This window comes from Phyllobacterium sophorae, from assembly GCF_003010965.1.
Lineage (GTDB): Bacteria > Pseudomonadota > Alphaproteobacteria > Rhizobiales > Rhizobiaceae > Phyllobacterium > Phyllobacterium sophorae.
Window position 1 is genome coordinate 1 of the sequence record NZ_PGGM01000012.1, and the last position, 16590, is coordinate 16590.

The following is a 16590-nucleotide window of genomic DNA, read 5'->3' on the forward strand; positions in this document are numbered from 1 at the left end:
CACGCTCCTTCACCAGCTTCACCGCTTCAAGCTTGTATTCGCGGCTGAACTTTCGTCTTTGCATTCATACTCTCCGGTTTCACGCAGAACACCTTAACTCAGTGTCTATGAAACCGGCAGCAGGCCATCCTTCAGCAGCGGGATTAAACCAGAAGGACCACGCTATCGCCGTCAAGTTGCTTGGAGACACTTTGGGAAAGCGCTTCCTGACGCCCAAGGCGCGCCTTAGCAAGCTGCTTGCACGCAAGGACGAGGTGCAACAAAGCTCGCGCGCAGGCCGCAGTCAGGAAGCGGAACTCATGTTGAAAATCTTGGACGAATTCGGCGTCTGGGCAAAGCAAATGCTCGCGGACGGATCCGTGACGCTGCGATGCGCTGCGACGTACTGGGGCAGCCACCGACCCAGCTTGCTGAACGACCGTTGCGGGGCGGTTCAACGTTAATGGGCGCCGGCCCCTCCCGTCGCTTTCGGCTTTTCGGCGAACAAAAGGGCGATAGCCGCAAGGGCGAGAAGGACACCAATGACGGCAAAGGTATCGCTGAAGCCCATGATCAGCGCCTGGCGCTTGACAACTCGACCAAGGGCGACCACGGCTTGCTGGGCGGCGAGGGCCTGATCGGAAACGCCATGGGCCACGAAATAGCCGGTCAGCCGGTCGAGGCGCTGGTGAACTTCATCCCGCGCCAAGGTGACGGATTGCCCGATAATGTTGGAGTGGAACTGTTCACGCTTGGTCAGCACTGTTCCGAGTGTTGCCGTTCCGACGGCACCGCCAAGATTGCGCAGCATGTTCGTCAAACCCGATGCGGCGGCAGCGTCGGCCGCGGCAATGCCTGCCGTGGTAATGGCCGTGATCGGTGTCAGAACCAGCGCCTGGCCGATTGCACGAACGATGTTCGGAATCCAGAATTGATCGCCGGCATTGTCCGGTGAGAGCATGGCGTTCATGAAACAACTGGCGGCAAAGATGCTGATTCCGAGGAAGCCTATGTAACGGGCGTCGAAACGCCTCATCAGCATCGGGACAAGCGGGATCAGAAGCAATTGCGGCAGGCCGGTCCAGGCGAGCACATTGCCAATCTGCTCCGCATTGTAACGCTGCACCTGCCCAAGGTATTGCGGCAGGATATAGACCGTACCGAACAGCGCGACACCGACGAGGACGTTGACCACCACACCAATGGCGAAATTGCGCTGCTTCAACAGGCTGAGTTTGACCAGGGGCTTTTCGACTGTCAGCTCTATCCAGATGAAGGTTGCGAGGAACACGACGGCTACGGCGCTGAGCTTCAGGATGAAAGGCGACGAGAACCAGTCGTCCTTATTGCCCTCTTCGAGCACCGTCTGAAGCGCCGAGAGTCCGACTGCCATGGTAAAGATTCCGGCCCAATCGCCTTCTTTCAGCAGATGGAGTTGCATCGGCGTCTTGTCCAGCGTTGCGGCCAGCGCGATGGCCATGACAGCGCTTGGTATCGCATTGATAAAGAAGATGGTCTGCCATCCGTAATTCTCGGTCAGATAGCCGCCGATCGTCGGGCCAATCGCCGGAGCGAAGGTGACCGAGAGGGCGAAGAGGGCGAGGCCGACCGGCTGTTGCGATTTTGGCAGCTTCGTCAACACCATGGTGAAGGCCATCGGAATCAGCACGCCGCCGGCAAAGCCCTGCAGGCCGCGCATGACAATCATTGAACCAAGATCATGCGCGAAGGCACAGGCTATGGAGAACAGCGGGAACAGGATCGTGTTCACAAGGATGTAGCGGCGAAACGAAAACACGTTGCTGAAATAGGCGGTGAGCGGGATGACGACGATCTCACCGATCAGATAGGACGTGGAAATCCAGGCGCCGTTGTCGACGCCTGTGCCAATACCGCCCTCGATGTCGAGCAGCGACGCATTGGTGATCTGGATGTTGAGGATCGCCATGAACGCGCCGATCATGCCGGCGAGAACAGCAACCCATTCCTTTGTGCTGGCGCGCGGTTGTGGTACGGCCGCGGCGTCGAATGTGATGGCAGACATGACACGATCCTCCTGCCAGCGATCAATGGCTCTGACGCTGGGTAGCGTCCGCCTTGGTGTCGATGCTTGGTTGAACGGACATGCCTGGCCGCAGGTCGCCGCCAGCAGCGCTGTCGGCATCAAGGACGATCTTCACGGGAATGCGTTGAACGACTTTGGTGAAGTTGCCGGTGGCATTGTCGGGCGGCAGCAGTGCGAACTCTTGACCGCTCGCCGGAGCGACGCTGTCTACATGGCCGTGGTAGGCGCGGCCTGGAAACATATCCACCTCGATATCGACCGCCTGGCCGGCATGAACATCGGTAAGCTGCGTTTCCTTGTAGTTGGCAATGACGTAGACCGAAGCAGTTGGCACGACGGACATGAGCTGAGTGCCAGCCTGCACATACTGGCCAACACGCAACGTGCGATTGCCGATGACACCATCGACGGGGGCGATAATTGTTGCATAGGACAGGTTCAGTTCGGCCTGGTGTAGAACGGCGAGATCATGCTCCAGAGCCGCTTTTGCCTGTGCGAGCTCTGCTTTTAGAAGATCGACCTGCTTCATCGCAGCGTCTAGCGCAGCGCTATCGCGAACGACGGTGGCCTTCGCGGCGGCGATTTGCGAAGCGGCCTGCTGGGCATTCTGGATGTTGCCATAGCCGCTCGTGGCAAGCGTTGCATAACGCTTGTTATTCTGTTCGGCAAATGTCGCGTTGGCTTGATCGACGTCAACCGTGGCGCGCGCCGCCGCGATAATGGATTGCTGTATCGCGAGCGACGCCTGCTTGGCTTCGATCGTTGCCTCGGCGGCCGCGACATCGCCCTTCGCCTGCTCGAGCGCCGCCTTGAAATCCCGATCGTCGATGCGGGCGAGGGGCTGGCCTTCCTTTACGGCTTCATTATCCTTGACGAGGACGTCAGCGATATATCCCGAGATTTTCGGGGCGACAGCGCTATTGTCCGCCTTCACGTAGGCATCGTCGGTCTCGACTTCAAAACGTCCGACCGTCCAGTAATTGTGTCCGTAATAGGCGCCTGCAGCGATCAGAATAATCGCGGCCGTGCCAAGTAGTAATTTGCGGCCGCGCTTGCGGACCGGTTTTTCGCTCACAGCGGGCGAATGGATCGCTTCTGGAACACGAACGGGTTTGCCCGCATCGGCAGTTGGGACACCTTCGACAGGTTGAGCTACGTTGTTGTTGAAGGCTTGCAGCTTGCTCATTGTGGTCTCCGAATTTCCGGTCGCCGTCACATGGGCTGCGGCCTTTGGTTGATGAAAACTCCATTTAAGAAACTTGATGTTTTCCAAAATACGCTCTATAAACGGGTTGTCAATAATATTTTGGAAAATCGCTATGGTCGTAAATCACAAAATTGAGAAACGCCCGCGGGGCCGACCGCAAGTTCGTTGCGACGATGATACGAAAAGTCTCATCATCGAAGCTGCCAACGCGCAGTTTCATGAGAGCGGGTACGCCGCCGCGAGCATTAGCGCCATTGCGCAGAACGCCGGTGTGTCAACCAAAACCTTGTATCGGCTGTTTCCCACCAAGGCAGATTTGTTTGCCTGCATGATATCCGATCGGATTGACCGCTTCTTCTTGGCGATCAATCCCCATGCCCATGCGAACGAAGATTTGCGAACAGGTCTCGAGCGCATGCTGACCGCCTATGGCATGCTGACACTCTCGGACGACACGATTAATATCATCCGGCTTGTCATCGGCGAATCCGACCGGTTCCCGGAACTTGCTGCATCTTTCTACGAACGGGCCATCGTCAAAACGAACACAGTGATGGAGGCTTGGCTCCACGAGCAAGTCGAGCGGGGGCGCATTGCGCTCGACGATCCGCACGCTGCCAGCGGCATGCTGCGCGGAATGATGGTCATGGAGCCGCAACGTGCGGCCATGTTGCGCCAGAAACCCGCGCCACAAAGTGAGGAAATCCGCGCTCGCGCGAAAAAGTGTGCGGATCTTTTCCTGAAGGGATGTGCAGTCTAGGCGCTTATCTTTGATCAAAGCACTGTTCTGCCTTGGAAATACGATGAAAACGGATTGTCCTGACAAAATATAGCCGCCACCTCTTGACAAAGTGCGTACACACACATACACTCACGAAATGATCAAGTCGTCATTCATGGTCGCGTGCAACAGCTTCGCTACGAGGCAGGCGGCTCGCTACATCACCAGGCTCTATGAGCGACACCTCGGGACAGCTCACGTTACGAGCACGCAGTTCTCGATATTGGTGTTGCTCAGCGAGACGCCGGGTATGACGATGAGCGAGCTTGCCGAGGCATTGGTCATGGAGCGGACTTCACTTGTGCGCGCCATCAAGCCGATGGAAAGAGATGGCTGGCTGAAGGCGGAGCGGGCATCGCAGGATACGCGAAAACTTGTATTGTCGCTGACCTTACAAGGGCAGAACAAAGTCCGGGAAGCCTTGCCCTTGTGGCAGAAGGCGCAGCAGGCATTTGAGGCCCAGGTCGGATCTGAACGAGCCGCTCAATGGCGGCATGATTTTCTGGAATTGACGCGCGGGACGTAAGCTTTTGGCTAAGCAAAACCGAGCGCCGATTAATGTGTATATACACATTAAGTTGTCAATCACAAACAGAACGTAAGGAACATAGCCATGATTAGAGTTCTGAAAACTGCAGGTAGTGTCATCTTCTATGGCATGATTGCTACTGCGTCACCGGTTCACGCCAGTGAACAGCTCCCCAATGTGAAAGAAGGGCAGGGCGTTGTGACCTCGCTCGGACCCAATGCGTCGGCCATAACCTATTGGGTCAGCCAGGCAGATGGTTGGCACGTCGTGACGACTGTCGATACAAAAAGTCCGGAAAGCTCGGAGTCAGGCAATCACGCCGTTGTAAGATTTTCTGCGGTGCTGCAGCCGGGCCAGTCCCAGTCGATATCGATTCCGGTGACGATAGGCGAGCGGCAGCCGAAGTTGCTCATCCGCCGCGTTGCGGACCGGATCGAAGTGGAGCAGAACTCGAACTTGTTGAACTAGCTCAACAAATCCGATCCTCGGCGCTGTCCCCCAATTCGCGCCGAGGATCTGCGCCTTGTCCAGGCGCAAGACCGATGCATGTTGGGTAGCGGTTGTTGTCTCGGCCGCCGTGATTTATCAGGCGACTTTATGCATATCGATCGTATGACCGCTCTTTGAATAGCGCTCAGCCCGTTTTTAAGTCATCGAACGAATTAAAGCGGCGGAGCTCGTTTGTTGATTGCATCAATCATTTCCGATTAAATTTCCATAACATCTGACTAGGATGATGCATCAACAAACTATGGATGCAACGTGCAGCTTAATGTTAGCACTCGAAATGCTGGGAAGGGTCCACACGGTCGCGCCATTTGCAAATGCAGACAAGGCGAACCAGCGCAAGAGAGTCAGCCCGGATGCACGATTCTCTCCTACGCGCTCATCCCCAGGAAATTTACGAGGCCCTAGCTTCGACTGACTCGAGAACTCGAACGTGCGGTGCATCCCAATGCGGCATCGGTCCGAAATCCCTAGCGGAAAGTTTTCGACCTTTTTATGCAACTTGTCAGATCCTGTTTGGCGGTCATCGACGCTTTGCTTATTCCGTTGAATCGAAGTCGTCCTCCCGGCCGTGCAGCAGGGCAACGAGTGTACGGAGCCCGCTGTCGAGCTGATCGATTGTCGGCGCAGCCAACGCCAACCGAACGGCGTTCGGTGCATGGCCGGGCGTGATGGCGAATGTCGTCGACGGCGTCAACGCAATATCGCGTCTCGCGGCGGCAGCGACGAATGCCTGCGAGCGCCAGTGTGCTGGCAGCGTCAGCCACAGATGATAGCATTTTCCATTGGTCTGTATTTCGAAGCCTGAAAGACGGTCAATTGCCAGTTTCTGACGCGCGCGTGCGTCTAGACGTTTCAGCCGAGCCAGCTCGGCAATCGTCCCGTCGCTCATCATCCGTTCCGCGGCCGCAAACGCAAATCCTGATGCGGTCCACCCGCCGGAACGGACCGAAGTGATCACGCTTTCCCGCAATCGATGCGGAGGCACGATAAAGCCGAGCGTCAGACCCGGGGCGACCTTCTTGGAGAGACTGTCGATGAAAATGCAAGCGTCCGGCGCGAGTGCGGCAAGCGGCGGCTCATCATCGAGGAAACCGTAGACATTGTCCTCGATGATCGGAAGGCTAAGCCTTTCGGCAACGCCCAGCAGATCGGCCCTACGCGCCGCAGGCATCGTCATGCCCAACGGATTCTGGATCGCCGGCTGAATGTAGATGGCCGAGAGATGGGCCTCACGGTGCGCCTTCTCTACCGAGTCTGGTCGTACTCCGTCTTCGTCCATCGCCATTGGCACCAGCGCAATACCCAACCTGGCGGCGATACCCTTGATGAAGGGGTATGTCAGAGCCTCCACACCGCAACGGCCCCCTGTAGGAACGACTGCAGCGAGAGCTGCAGCAATGCTCTGTCGCCCGTTGCCGGTGAATACCAGTTGTTCAGGGGTGGGGGACCATGCGCCCTGCGACAGGTATGCGGCCGCAATGCTTCGGCTCGCCGGTGTTCCGACACTGGTCGCCTGTCTCAACGCAATTTCAAGCGCGGCAGGTTTCTCGAGGCCATTCAGGCTCTTTGCGATAATCGCGGTCTGGTTGGGAAGCAACGGGTAGTTGAACTCAAGGTCGATCCGGATGGCGCGTGGCTCAGATAGTGCCGCCGCGCCGCGCCTGGCATCGCCGGAGATGAAGGTACCCCTCCCGACTTCACCGACGGCAAGGCCACGGCGCAACAGCTCGGCGTAGACGCGGCTCGCCGTCGAGACGGCGATCTTGCGCTCATAGGCAAAGCTGCGCTGTGGAGGCAGGCGGTCGCCCGGCCTGAGAGTGCCGTCAGCAATTTCTTCGGCAATAGTGTCAGCAAGCTTTAAATATTCAGACTTCGACATTTATTGCTCCGAGTACAATGTTTTAATTGCACCGAGTACACTATCGGAACATAATGGCTACGTCAAACCGGATTGCACCGGGAATTGCCAAGGTCTGCGGTCAATGAGCACGCGGCGGCGCTCAACAAGCGCCGGAGCCGGCGGAGTCGCATTTCCGCAGAGCAACATCTGGAGGTCGAAATGTCTGCAACTCTTTCAACGATCGAGAAGCCGGCGGGAACAAAGACCCACGGCGTATTTCTTCGGACATTCAACGCTTGTTGGCAGCGGATCGCTCGCTATTGCATCCGTCGCGCTGCCATTACAAGCCTGCGCGAACTCGACGACGAAGCACTTCGGGATATGGGTATCACGCGCGCTCAAATCGAAGCGGCGGCTTACGGCTTCGTGACCAACCGCAACCGGGCGAGGCGGTGATGATGGCCATCCCGGTAGTACCGGAGCTGACCGCTGCCACGATCCTGGTCGCGTTTGCCGGTGTATTCCTGATCAGCTTCATGAGAGGAGCGTTCGGTGGCGGATTCGCTATTGTCGGAATTCCCCTGTTGTCGATTGTAATGGATCCGGTCACCGCGGGCGGTCTGCTCGCACCCCTGTTCATCGCGATGGATCTGTTCGCGCTGCGCTACTGGAAGCCCTCGACGTGGTCGAGGGCTGACCTTATGCTGCTCCTGCCGGGACTCGTGGTCGGCATCGGGTTCGGCTATGGGCTTTTCCGCTTCCTCGACCACCGGGCCATCGCGATCGTGATGGCCGTGATCACCCTGATCTTTGTCGGCCTCTGGTTTCTGAGGGGCGGGGAGGTGATGACCCGTCCGCGTTCGACCCCGAAGGCGATTGCTGCGGGTCTTACCTCAGGAGTGACCACGATGGTGGCGCATTCGGGCGGGCCGCCGCTTGCGATGTATCTGTTGCCCCTCGGCCTCAGCAAGGAAATCTACGCGGGAACGACGAGTATGTTTTTCACCGTAGGCAACGCCACCAAGGCGGTGCCGTGGCTGTTGCTGGTGAAGCCGACTGCCGGTGTGTGGGCATTGATGGCGATTTGTTTCTTTGCCATCCCCAGCGGCGTCTGGCTGGGGTGGCGGCTTAACGGGAGGCTGGACCAGCGTCAGATCTATCGCGCCTGCTACGGATTGTTGGTTTTGACTGCGTTGAAACTGTTGTGGGATGGCGTTTCCGGCTTTCTTGTTTGAGCACAGTGCACGATCCGGGCAGGAGTTGGTCAGACAAATGCCAAGAGCACATTCCATGAGCACGTGATACATTTGCCGTGATTATTATGGCCCTTGGCTCGGGGCAATAGCCCCGCTCCCCACTAAGGAGGCGGATCTTGCCGGCAGCGGTGTCGACACTCATTAAATACACGGAGGAGATGAACCATGAGTGATCAAATCCCGGCAGATCGTCTCCATTTGGACGATCTCCATGTGGGGCAGCGCTTTGTCAGCGCCACTCACACAATCGATAAAACACAGATCAGGGCGTTCGCCGCGCAATTCGATCCACAATTGTTTCATACTGATGAGGAGGCAGCCAAGAGTACGCTCTTCAAAGGTTTGGCAGCAAGCGGATGGCACACGGCCGCTATCACCATGCGGCTGAATGTGGAGGGCGGCCTGCCGCTGGCCGGCGGGATCATTGGGGCAGGAGGAGAAATAAACTGGCCGGCACCGACACGCCCAGGCGATACTTTGCACGTGGAAAGCGAGGTCATCGAAGTCACACCATCCCGATCGAAGCCGGATCGCGGTATTGCAGTCATCGTTAGCCGGACCATCAACCAGCGTGGCGAAGTCGTCCAGACGCTCACAGCCAAACTTGTTGTTCCACGTAGAGCCACAGGCTGATCGGTGCGGGTATGCCGACTTTCCGCCAAGCCAAAGACGGGACATAGCAATAAAGGTGGAATTTATTACGAGCGTGCGGTGCTCGTGGCTGCCTTTGATCGCACTGGAACTCCGAACGCAACCGGCTGCCTGCCTTCCGCCCATGCCCGCCCGAGATAGCGGTCGCATTCGAGTATGTCGGCAAGAGTTTCCTGCGACCAGAACAGGTAGGCGAGACATTCGGAAAAGCGGATATGGTCCATGCGAGGCCCTAAATTAAAGTCCAAATCATATCATCGGCATGTGGCTTGTCACTGGAGGCATTTGTGCGGCGGACGGGGATACCAACAGCGACACTCTATTGACGCAGCGAATGGCAGAGCAGGCCCTGAAATTCTCAGAGCACGGATGATGCCGATCAAAATGGCCGATCTCCACACAAATCGAGGAAGCCCCGATTTTCTGTATGCCTCCCCTGCGACCGCTCAACGGTTGGCACATTGCTTCACAGTACTTCTATAAGGCCGAGGAGGGCCGACTCGTCTCACCCAATACGGCAGACACACCCGAGCCGTAAATGCGACTCAGGATGAGACCGAGGAAGCCTTCCGTCCGCGTATCGCTAATTGCACAATTGCCAATTGTGCGCCGTTATAGAATAACGATGGTCGTCAGCCGTGGTGATTGTGGCCGCTGACTGCCAGTCAGGATTGCGAGAATGCGGGCGCCAGTCTAGGAGTGGCGCCCGAGCAAGCGAGCTTGTTGGATCCAACGCAAAATCAGAGCACTGCGTGTTCCAAAATGCAGGGGTCGACGGATCGGATCCCATCAAGGATGGGCGAACCACCGATAAAGTTCTGCGACGCTTGCGGTCAGCACGAGCAGTTCACGTGTCTTCGAGCCAGACTCCCCGTTAGGTGCTACGCTTCCCGGGCCAGGCCGTGAGTGCGAGATCGATCAGCCGCTTCAGCCGCGCATTGCAGGCGCCATCGCACGCCTGTGCGGACATGCCCTGGATAATCGCACCATAGAAGCGCGCGAGCGTGTCGGTATCGGTTTGCGCCGGCAATTCGCCTTCCTCGACGGCACGGTCAAAGCGGGCTTTTAGAGTCTGCATCGACGTCTCGCGCAATGCCGCCGTCATCCGCGCGATGGACGCATTCTCTTCCGCATGCTGCAGGACGGCCGTCGAGACCATGCAACCTCGCGGCTTGTTCGGCTGGGTGTTACCGTCTGCGATATCGTATAGGTAGAGGCTCAGGGCTTCGTAAACCGGGAGGTTGGATTGCAGGATTTCCAACCGGCGACTGTTTTCACGGGCAATGCTGAAGTCGAGAGCCTGACGGTACAATTCCTCCTTTGAGCCGAACATCGAATAGAGAGTTGGCGGATTGATCCCCATAGCTTTCGTGAGGTCGGCGGTCGAGGTTCCTTCGTAGCCACGCTCCCAGAACAAGCGTGCCGCTATCTCGAGGCCGATGTCGCGATCGAGCACGCGCGGTCTGCCTCGTTTGCGAACTGGATCTGTCATTAAAATAGTGATCCCTATTAAACAGTTGACAGAAGGTCTCCTGCTCTTATCATAGGGGTCACTATTTAATTTAGCAACGGAGTGATCGATGTCCCAAAGACTAGCAAACAAGATAGCTCTCATCACCGGAAGTTCACGCGGCATCGGCCGCGCGGCTGCCCTAGCGTTTGCGCAGGAGGGTGCGGCGCTGATTGGCGTGCACTACACCGCCAATGCAGATGCTGCCAATGCCACCGTACGCGACATCGAGGCGCTTGGTGTCAAGGCCGTCGGTGTGAAGGCCGATCTCAGACACGGCAAGGACGCGGCCGACAGCCTCTGGGCGCAGTTCAGCGAAGCTGCGCGAACCGCGACGGGCTCGTCCGCTCTCGATATCCTGGTGAACAATGCCGGCATTGCGCCCGCACTGGCGTTGAAGCAGACGAGCGAAGCTGCTTTCGACGAGGTGATGACGATCAACTACAAGGCGCCGTTCTTCCTGATTCAGGCAGTGGCCGACCACATTCGTGACAACGGCCGCATCATCAATGTCTCCACCGGGTTTACGCGGATCGCGGCGCCGACCCATCCCGCCTATGCGGCCTCCAAGGGGGCGCTTGAGACATTAACACTGGCGCTGGCACCTGAATTTGCAGCTCGCGGGATTACGGTCAATGCCGTCCTGCCGGGTGTGACGGAGACGGATATGAATGCCGAGTGGCTGGCATCGCCGGATGCGCGCGCCGGCGCTGAAGCCCTTTCGGTCTTCTCACGTGTCGGAAAGGCGGAGGACGTCGCCGACGTCATCGCCTTCCTCGCATCGAACGATGCGCGTTGGACGACGGGCCAGATGATTGATGCGACGGGTGGCGCCCGGATCTGATCGATCCCAACACTCCGCTATGTTTGCAGCTATTCAAACCACGGCAGAGGCTGCATCCTTGACGTGGTGCCGATTGAGGTCCGGTTCCCCATCAGTCCACGCGCTTTCTGAGCGCGATCTCGCCTTCACTCGGGCGCCTGTCCAAGCTGGCGGGATGATTCCTCGCATCCCGAACGGTTCGCCGCCCCGACATCAACTCCCCGACCAGACGCTGCCTGGTCTCGTCCTCTAGTGTTGGATCGCTCTTGCCTCAAACGTGCCGCCCACTGCTAAAGTGTTTCGCTTGAGATTGCATGACATGCCTTTGGTTCAGATCCTTTCGAGACCTTAGAGCCGAATCTTGAGCGTCTCGTTTGAGCGGCATTCGCATAGGGCGTCAGTCGATGTGCAGGCTACTTGCATTCGTTTCATCACGCTGTTGCATAGCTCGCGTCAGGACCTCGAAAATAACCGCGGTTGACCAGCCGAAAAGCAACACTCCGTTCATTGAAGTTATTGGCCCAGGAGGCGCCAGCTCTCGACCGGCACCACGTCGCCATAGCCGAGCGTCGCGTAGTTGACGAACGCGAAGTAGAGGATATCGGCTCCGGGTGGAGCGACGCCCAGAAGGGCATAGATTGCAGCCCATAGCGTCACTTCCACGGCATGCGCGATCATGAGAACAGAGACGGTAGCAATCATGACGACGGTGAGCCACACCTGAGGATGCCTGTGCTCCCATCTGAACGCCCGGTTCACAGTGGCCACCAAGGGCGTCATTAAGATTGCATGGACGGCGATGTTGCCAAGGCTAACAATGCCGCCAAAAAGGAGTTGTGTAAGTGCCATCCATTTTCCTCTAGGAGCCGACTTATTTCGACGTGCTCGTCAATCCCAGTACTGCTTTGCGAACGCCCCCGAATAGAAGTGGTCAACAGGGCTCGTTCTTCCGGCTCGTAGACGGTCGCTTTGCCGCCAACTCCATTCGGCAAGCCTCGCTGAAATCGAAAAGAAAGTTCATCGCGCCGGAACGCGCGAGGTCAGCGATCTCGTGCAGCGAGCGGTTGGGTGCAAGGTAGGCTTCGATGATATGATCCATAGTCAGTTCGGCTGCATTCACAACCGGACGAGATGAAATCAGACGCATCTGGGCGACCAGTGCGTACAGGAGTACGAGGTCGGACACGTCGTCCTTCTGATGGCTCAGTGCATCTCCAAAAAGCCGAGTCGCTTCGGCGATGAAATCTGAAAAGAGCTTCTCTCGCTTGGCAACCTCGGCGTCGCGATGCTTTTCGTTCAACTCGGATCTGTGTGTCAGCCAGGTGGCGGCGAAGGAGGTCAAGCTGCCTATGGCCACGCCGACGAGACCTGTCAGAGCCGAGATGTAGGGGTCCATAGAGTCTCTCCTGCCAAAACGAGTTGATCCCCGCACGCGGCGGCGCAATCGATAATTATGTAAGCGCTCGGCGAGCGGCGTTATCGCCCCGGACCACGCCCTAAGGCCGAGCGACAGAGGCTAACCTGTAGTCGGACTGACGATGAGGGAGCTTCGGCCCACGGCTGACACTTCTATTGCAATTTGCACGTTTAAGTCAGATCGACCATATAGTCAATATGAAACTTATGAATTGTGTAATGTGTGGCCGGTAACGAAAGTTGATCCCGGATGCGCGCGTGCGGCTCGAATACTGGATTTCCTTTTGCCGCGATGCCGATGATACTGATGCGCTTCCAGCCAATCGGCATTTGGCACGCCAAGATCAACGAAGCTTTGCATTCGCTCGATGAGTCAGGCGACGTCGGCGACCGGATGATGATATTGATCATGGCCTCTCATCGACTGATTGCCAGAATTCAGAGTGCTGACGCAACGATGGCGAGCGCAATGCGAACGTTGTGAACCATAAGCCAAGTGTCGAGCCGTGCGGGCACCTGATCCAAAGGAATCGACTTGGTGGCGAATTTCGCGTTGGCTGGAAGGAACCAAGCAACGGTGAGAACCAGAACGGCCGCAACACAGGCCGTCGCTCCCATCCAGAGTGGACGCGCTCGTCCGTCGCTGCAACTGAGCCAAAGAGAGCCGATCAGGCCGATGAGGGTCGGAACTACGACAAGAGGGATTACCTGTACGATAAACTGGTCATTCTGGCCGAACCAGTTGAGGAATTCGGCGGCCGGAAGGCTCTTCCAGTAGCCACCCAGCGTCACGCCGATCGCAAGCATGACGCCCGCGAACATCGCAGATGCCGAGAATATAAAATAGGAGCCGCATCGGAATTTTTCCCTTTTTCGTTGATTTCGCTTTTGATGAATACGATTTCTTGCGGGGATCATGCCTATGCTACACAAATGCCCGGTACCGCGACCTTTTGGAAAAGGTGCGGAGAAGCAACCGCCGAGGTTGGATAGGCTGAGAGTTTCGCCCTGAACTCCGGATGCGAGAATGCAGCGCGGAAATCGGCCATTGTGTCCCACACGGCGTAGTTGAGATAGGTGGGGCTTTCGCCAACCGCACGGTGGAGCTGGGTGGAGATGAAGCCGGGTTGCTGCTTCATAAAGTGGGCATCGTCCTGCCAGGCTTTGAGGAAGTTCTCCTCGTCCATACTTGGATAACCGTCGTTTCCCGGACTGTTCTTCACAGCAAGACGGATGACGTCAAAGTATGTTGGGTGCGTATCTTCAATGTCGAGAAGACGTTGATTTATGCACCGGGCGAATATCCATTCGCAAAATCGCGGGCAGCCCCAATGAACGCGCTGAAAGCAGCCGGAGGATTCTTTCTGCCCGGGTAGTACAACGCTAGTGGGGCCAAAGAGGGTGTCCAATCCTCGAGAACGCGCACTAGTCGACCGGCCGCAATTTCATCGCGCACATCCGCTTCCATGACATATCCAATTCCAACGCCATTCTGAGCCGCTATACTGACGAGGCTTGGCTCGTCCAGCGTGATAGAGCCTTGGACATCGATCTGCACGGCGTTCCCGTCCTTCTCGAACCGCCAACGAAACAAGGCGTTGTTGGGCAGACGCGCACGGATGCAGCGAAATCGGTACAGGTCGGCCGGGACGGTTGGCCTGCCGTGAGTGCGCAGGAAATTCGGCGACGCGACGACGGCATTGCTGCGATCGAGACCGAGTGGCAGGGCAATCATGTCGTTCGGGACCAGATCAACCGTCCTCAGGCCCAGATCAAAGCCGGCCGCGACGATGTCGACGAGTTTACCCTCCGTGACCAGATCAACATGAACCTGGGGGTAACGCCGCATGAACGACAGGATGAGCGGCTCCATCACCTCTCGAGCCGCTGACGCAAATGCATTGATACGCAATGTGCCGGTCGGAGTATCCTGAAGCGATTGAGCCGCGAGCATGGCATCGTGGATGTCGGTCATTGCCGGTCCAATTCGCTCGACAAAGGTCGTTCCCCCATCGGTGAGCGAAACGCTGCGCGTTGTACGGTTGAACAAGCGAATGCCCAGGCGCTGCTCTAGCTTCGCAATGGCGTTGCTCAGTGCGGTCGTGGACATGCCGAGCTCTAGCGCTGCGGCCCGGAACGAGCCCAGCCGGGCAATGCTCAGAACGGCATCCAGGTCGGTAAGAACAGATCGCGCCATTGTCCCTCTTTTCGAAATTCCTCATCCTGCTTTGTCCCAGTTATCATGTCAATCATCCGGCCTTAGATTGACCTTGTCGGCCGGAAGAGAGTCGAGGTTACAGCCGGTAAAGGCTGGAAATATGATTGGAGGATACGAATGACGATCAAACTACCCAAAGGCATCGAAGACTATTTCGAGGCCGACCGGACAGGCAGCCCGGATGTGATCGCTTCCACATTCACCCAGAACGGCATCGTGAAAGATAAAGGCCTCACGCACCGGGGCCGGGATGCCATCCGCGCATGGATGGCTGATGAAGCTCAGCAATACAGCTACATGGTGGAACCCTTCTTCATTGCCACCGAAAACGGGAAAACCCAGGTAATGGCCCATGCCGTCGGCGACTTTCCGGGCAGCCCGATCGATCTGCGCTTCTTCTTCGTCCTCGCGAACGACAAGGTCGCCGAACTGGAGATCACCGTATGACACAGTTTCTAACCTTGCAGGGCCGTCGCGCCCTGATCACCGGCGGGACCTCGGGCGCCGGCGCTGCAACCGTGGCGCTGTTCAAGGAGCTCGGCGCCAGCGTACTGACCACAGCTCGTAAGAAGCCCGCGGATTTCTCCGGTGCGGCATTCGTTGAAGCCGATCTGACCAGCCCGACGGGGGTTCAAACCGTCGTCGATGCGGTGCATCGGGAACTCGGCGGCCTCGATATTCTTGTGAACGTGCTGGGCGGTTCTTCGGCACCTTCTGGCGGCTTTGCTGCGCTCACAGACGAGGAGTGGGACAAGGAGTTCAACCTCAACTTCTTTCCGGCGGTCAGGCTGGATCGTGCACTGATCCCTGGCATGGTCGCTCAGGGAAGCGGTGTCGTCATCCACGTCACCTCGATCCAGCGAAACCTTCCGCTCCCAGAAGCGACGACCGCCTATGCTTCGGCCAAGGGGGCGCTCAACACCTACAGCAAAAGCCTTTCCAAGGAAGTTTCTCCGAAGGGTGTACGGGTGGTGCGGGTTTCTCCCGGCTGGATCGCAAGCCCGGGATCCAATGGCCTGGCCCTGCGCATAGCCGAGCAAGCCGGTATCAGCTACGACGACGCGGTGCAGGTCATCATGAATTCGCTCGGCGGCATACCGCTCGGACGACCAGCCGCGCCGGAAGAGGTCGCAGACCTGATCGCATTCCTTGCCTCGGATCGGGCATCGTCTATCACCGGCACGGAGCATGTGATCGACGGCGGGACTGTTCCGACCGCTTGAGCATTTAGGCCATCTACCGCCGTCCAGGTCAGGCGGGTGCGTCCCACCCGCCGATCTGGGAGTAGATCGCGTCACGAAGATGCCGCACGTCGCGGTTCAAGGCAGCGAGTTCCGCTGGTGTCTGGGTCGAGGCTGCAAGCAAGGTGTCGCTGAGACAGCCTGCCCGGTGCTGCAACGCACGACCCTGGTCTGTCAGTCCAACCAGTACCTGCCGTTCGTTGCTGGGGTTGCGTGTTCGACGTAAGTGTCCAGCAGCTTCAAGGCGTTTCAGAAGCGGTGTCAACGTGCTGGACTCGAGAGCCAGTCGGTCGGCGATAGAAACCACGGTTTGTTCGTCTTCCGCCCAGAGAACGTTCAGGACGAGATACTGCGGATATGTCAGCCCAAGGTCGTCTAGAAGGGGCTTGTAAGCCCGCTGAACGGCGATGCCGGCGGTGTAGATCGCATAGCACAGTTGGTCGCGCAGGGGTGGGGGATCGTTATGGCGTTGGGTCATTCTGTACTCCTGTACTCACACATATAACTTGCCTTATCACGAAAACCAATATCGCGATAAGAATTAAGTTGACGTGCAGATCAAGA

General features: G+C 57.6%; 20 protein-coding genes and 3 pseudogenes. 11 read left to right on the forward strand and 12 right to left on the reverse strand.

Annotated elements, in window-relative coordinates; all coding sequences use genetic code 11:
- Positions 1-443: pseudogene (locus CU103_RS21775) on the forward strand (hypothetical protein); the annotation flags it as partial.
- Here the strand turns inward: CU103_RS21775 and CU103_RS21780 are convergent.
- Positions 440-2023 carry a DHA2 family efflux MFS transporter permease subunit gene (locus tag CU103_RS21780; protein WP_106666146.1) on the reverse strand — a complete coding sequence of 528 codons (1584 nt, stop codon included), beginning with the start codon at positions 2021-2023 and terminating at the stop codon, positions 440-442. The pseudogene CU103_RS21775 and the gene CU103_RS21780 overlap by 4 nt on opposite strands.
- A gap of 22 nt (positions 2024-2045) precedes the next feature.
- The gene (locus tag CU103_RS21785; RefSeq protein ID WP_106666147.1) at positions 2046-3230 is read right to left on the reverse strand and encodes an HlyD family secretion protein; all 1185 of its coding nucleotides are present in this window, start codon (positions 3228-3230) and stop codon (positions 2046-2048) included.
- 133 nt (positions 3231-3363) lie between these two features.
- Here CU103_RS21785 and CU103_RS21790 point away from each other — a divergent pair, with 133 nt between their 5' ends.
- The 3 genes from CU103_RS21790 (at position 3364) to CU103_RS21800 (ending at position 5029) form a co-directional block, all read left to right on the forward strand.
- A complete protein-coding gene (locus tag CU103_RS21790) occupies positions 3364-4011 on the forward strand; it encodes a TetR/AcrR family transcriptional regulator (protein ID WP_106666148.1) in 648 nt (215 codons plus the stop codon).
- Positions 4012-4129: 118 nt separating this feature from the next.
- A complete protein-coding gene (locus tag CU103_RS21795) occupies positions 4130-4558 on the forward strand; it encodes a MarR family winged helix-turn-helix transcriptional regulator (protein WP_106666149.1) in 429 nt (142 codons plus the stop codon).
- An 87-nt stretch (positions 4559-4645) separates the two neighbouring features.
- Complete coding sequence (locus CU103_RS21800; RefSeq protein ID WP_106666150.1) at positions 4646-5029, forward strand: hypothetical protein; 384 nt, start codon at positions 4646-4648, stop codon at positions 5027-5029.
- A 577-nt stretch (positions 5030-5606) separates the two neighbouring features.
- Here CU103_RS21800 and CU103_RS21805 read toward each other — a convergent pair.
- Positions 5607-6950, reverse strand: coding sequence for an aminotransferase-like domain-containing protein (locus tag CU103_RS21805; RefSeq protein ID WP_106666151.1), 1344 nt, complete (start codon positions 6948-6950; stop codon positions 5607-5609).
- A gap of 180 nt (positions 6951-7130) precedes the next feature.
- On the opposite strand from CU103_RS21805, the gene CU103_RS21810 reads away from it, so the two are divergent.
- The 3 genes from CU103_RS21810 to CU103_RS21820 all read left to right on the forward strand — a co-directional run bounded on the left by CU103_RS21810 (position 7131) and on the right by CU103_RS21820 (position 8800).
- Positions 7131-7367, forward strand: a complete 237-nt coding sequence (locus CU103_RS21810) for a DUF1127 domain-containing protein (RefSeq protein WP_106666328.1) — start codon at positions 7131-7133, stop codon at positions 7365-7367.
- Complete coding sequence (locus tag CU103_RS21815) at positions 7367-8146, forward strand: sulfite exporter TauE/SafE family protein (protein WP_106666152.1); 780 nt, start codon at positions 7367-7369, stop codon at positions 8144-8146. The genes CU103_RS21810 and CU103_RS21815 overlap by 1 nt, the downstream gene beginning before the upstream one ends.
- A 186-nt stretch (positions 8147-8332) precedes the next feature.
- Complete coding sequence (locus tag CU103_RS21820) at positions 8333-8800, forward strand: MaoC family dehydratase (protein WP_106666153.1); 468 nt, start codon at positions 8333-8335, stop codon at positions 8798-8800.
- A gap of 65 nt (positions 8801-8865) precedes the next feature.
- Here the strand turns inward: CU103_RS21820 and CU103_RS31525 are convergent, their stop codons facing one another.
- Positions 8866-9042 carry a hypothetical protein gene (locus CU103_RS31525; RefSeq protein ID WP_162707140.1) on the reverse strand — a complete coding sequence of 59 codons (177 nt, stop codon included), beginning with the start codon at positions 9040-9042 and terminating at the stop codon, positions 8866-8868.
- A gap of 200 nt (positions 9043-9242) precedes the next feature.
- Between CU103_RS31525 and CU103_RS32850 the strand changes: the two are divergent.
- A pseudogene (locus CU103_RS32850) lies at positions 9243-9356 on the forward strand (DUF983 domain-containing protein); the annotation flags it as partial.
- 336 nt (positions 9357-9692) lie between these two features.
- Here the strand turns inward: CU103_RS32850 and CU103_RS21825 are convergent.
- Positions 9693-10310: a TetR/AcrR family transcriptional regulator gene (locus tag CU103_RS21825; RefSeq protein WP_106666154.1), complete on the reverse strand. Its 618-nt coding sequence runs from the start codon at positions 10308-10310 to the stop codon at positions 9693-9695.
- An 88-nt stretch (positions 10311-10398) separates the two neighbouring features.
- Here CU103_RS21825 and CU103_RS21830 point away from each other — a divergent pair, with 88 nt between their 5' ends.
- The gene (locus tag CU103_RS21830; protein WP_106666155.1) at positions 10399-11172 is read left to right on the forward strand and encodes an SDR family oxidoreductase; all 774 of its coding nucleotides are present in this window, start codon (positions 10399-10401) and stop codon (positions 11170-11172) included.
- 492 nt (positions 11173-11664) lie between these two features.
- On the opposite strand, the gene CU103_RS21835 is transcribed toward CU103_RS21830, so the two are convergent.
- The 6 genes and pseudogenes from CU103_RS21835 to CU103_RS21860 all read right to left on the reverse strand — a co-directional run bounded on the left by CU103_RS21835 (position 11665) and on the right by CU103_RS21860 (position 14764).
- On the reverse strand, positions 11665-12000 hold the full coding sequence (locus CU103_RS21835; RefSeq protein WP_342588910.1) for an ion channel: 336 nt from the start codon (positions 11998-12000) through the stop codon (positions 11665-11667).
- 82 nt (positions 12001-12082) lie between these two features.
- Positions 12083-12547: a hypothetical protein gene (locus tag CU103_RS21840; RefSeq protein WP_106666156.1), complete on the reverse strand. Its 465-nt coding sequence runs from the start codon at positions 12545-12547 to the stop codon at positions 12083-12085.
- Between the two features lie 191 nt (positions 12548-12738).
- Positions 12739-12978, reverse strand: a complete 240-nt coding sequence (locus tag CU103_RS21845; RefSeq protein ID WP_106666157.1) for a hypothetical protein — start codon at positions 12976-12978, stop codon at positions 12739-12741.
- Between the two features lie 27 nt (positions 12979-13005).
- The gene (locus CU103_RS21850; RefSeq protein WP_210203818.1) at positions 13006-13389 is read right to left on the reverse strand and encodes an anthrone oxygenase family protein; all 384 of its coding nucleotides are present in this window, start codon (positions 13387-13389) and stop codon (positions 13006-13008) included.
- 98 nt (positions 13390-13487) lie between these two features.
- A pseudogene (locus CU103_RS21855) lies at positions 13488-13751 on the reverse strand (antibiotic biosynthesis monooxygenase family protein); the annotation flags it as partial.
- Positions 13752-13852: 101 nt separating this feature from the next.
- On the reverse strand, positions 13853-14764 hold the full coding sequence (locus CU103_RS21860; RefSeq protein WP_106666160.1) for a LysR family transcriptional regulator: 912 nt from the start codon (positions 14762-14764) through the stop codon (positions 13853-13855).
- Positions 14765-14902: 138 nt separating this feature from the next.
- On the opposite strand from CU103_RS21860, the gene CU103_RS21865 reads away from it, so the two are divergent.
- Both CU103_RS21865 and CU103_RS21870 read left to right on the forward strand, forming a co-directional pair.
- A complete protein-coding gene (locus CU103_RS21865) occupies positions 14903-15232 on the forward strand; it encodes a nuclear transport factor 2 family protein (RefSeq protein ID WP_106666161.1) in 330 nt (109 codons plus the stop codon).
- Positions 15229-16008 carry an SDR family oxidoreductase gene (locus CU103_RS21870; protein WP_106666162.1) on the forward strand — a complete coding sequence of 260 codons (780 nt, stop codon included), beginning with the start codon at positions 15229-15231 and terminating at the stop codon, positions 16006-16008. The genes CU103_RS21865 and CU103_RS21870 overlap by 4 nt, the downstream gene beginning before the upstream one ends.
- Positions 16009-16036: 28 nt before the next feature.
- Here CU103_RS21870 and CU103_RS21875 read toward each other — a convergent pair whose 3' ends face one another.
- Positions 16037-16504, reverse strand: coding sequence for a MarR family winged helix-turn-helix transcriptional regulator (locus tag CU103_RS21875; RefSeq protein WP_106666163.1), 468 nt, complete (start codon positions 16502-16504; stop codon positions 16037-16039).
- Positions 16505-16590: the final 86 nt, after the last annotated feature.

Coding starts and splice junctions, on each gene's coding strand:
- CU103_RS21780 (WP_106666146.1), bottom strand. CDS start 2,023: ATGTCTGCCATCACATTCGACGCCGCGGCCGTACCACAACCGCGCGCC.
- CU103_RS21785 (WP_106666147.1), bottom strand. CDS start 3,230: ATGAGCAAGCTGCAAGCCTTCAACAACAACGTAGCTCAACCTGTCGAA.
- CU103_RS21790 (WP_106666148.1), top strand. CDS start 3,364: ATGGTCGTAAATCACAAAATTGAGAAACGCCCGCGGGGCCGACCGCAA.
- CU103_RS21795 (WP_106666149.1), top strand. CDS start 4,130: ATGATCAAGTCGTCATTCATGGTCGCGTGCAACAGCTTCGCTACGAGG.
- CU103_RS21800 (WP_106666150.1), top strand. CDS start 4,646: ATGATTAGAGTTCTGAAAACTGCAGGTAGTGTCATCTTCTATGGCATG.
- CU103_RS21805 (WP_106666151.1), bottom strand. CDS start 6,950: ATGTCGAAGTCTGAATATTTAAAGCTTGCTGACACTATTGCCGAAGAA.
- CU103_RS21810 (WP_106666328.1), top strand. CDS start 7,131: ATGTCTGCAACTCTTTCAACGATCGAGAAGCCGGCGGGAACAAAGACC.
- CU103_RS21815 (WP_106666152.1), top strand. CDS start 7,367: ATGATGGCCATCCCGGTAGTACCGGAGCTGACCGCTGCCACGATCCTG.
- CU103_RS21820 (WP_106666153.1), top strand. CDS start 8,333: ATGAGTGATCAAATCCCGGCAGATCGTCTCCATTTGGACGATCTCCAT.
- CU103_RS31525 (WP_162707140.1), bottom strand. CDS start 9,042: ATGGACCATATCCGCTTTTCCGAATGTCTCGCCTACCTGTTCTGGTCG.
- CU103_RS21825 (WP_106666154.1), bottom strand. CDS start 10,310: ATGACAGATCCAGTTCGCAAACGAGGCAGACCGCGCGTGCTCGATCGC.
- CU103_RS21830 (WP_106666155.1), top strand. CDS start 10,399: ATGTCCCAAAGACTAGCAAACAAGATAGCTCTCATCACCGGAAGTTCA.
- CU103_RS21835 (WP_342588910.1), bottom strand. CDS start 12,000: ATGGCACTTACACAACTCCTTTTTGGCGGCATTGTTAGCCTTGGCAAC.
- CU103_RS21840 (WP_106666156.1), bottom strand. CDS start 12,547: ATGGACCCCTACATCTCGGCTCTGACAGGTCTCGTCGGCGTGGCCATA.
- CU103_RS21845 (WP_106666157.1), bottom strand. CDS start 12,978: ATGATCAATATCATCATCCGGTCGCCGACGTCGCCTGACTCATCGAGC.
- CU103_RS21850 (WP_210203818.1), bottom strand. CDS start 13,389: ATGTTCGCGGGCGTCATGCTTGCGATCGGCGTGACGCTGGGTGGCTAC.
- CU103_RS21860 (WP_106666160.1), bottom strand. CDS start 14,764: ATGGCGCGATCTGTTCTTACCGACCTGGATGCCGTTCTGAGCATTGCC.
- CU103_RS21865 (WP_106666161.1), top strand. CDS start 14,903: ATGACGATCAAACTACCCAAAGGCATCGAAGACTATTTCGAGGCCGAC.
- CU103_RS21870 (WP_106666162.1), top strand. CDS start 15,229: ATGACACAGTTTCTAACCTTGCAGGGCCGTCGCGCCCTGATCACCGGC.
- CU103_RS21875 (WP_106666163.1), bottom strand. CDS start 16,504: ATGACCCAACGCCATAACGATCCCCCACCCCTGCGCGACCAACTGTGC.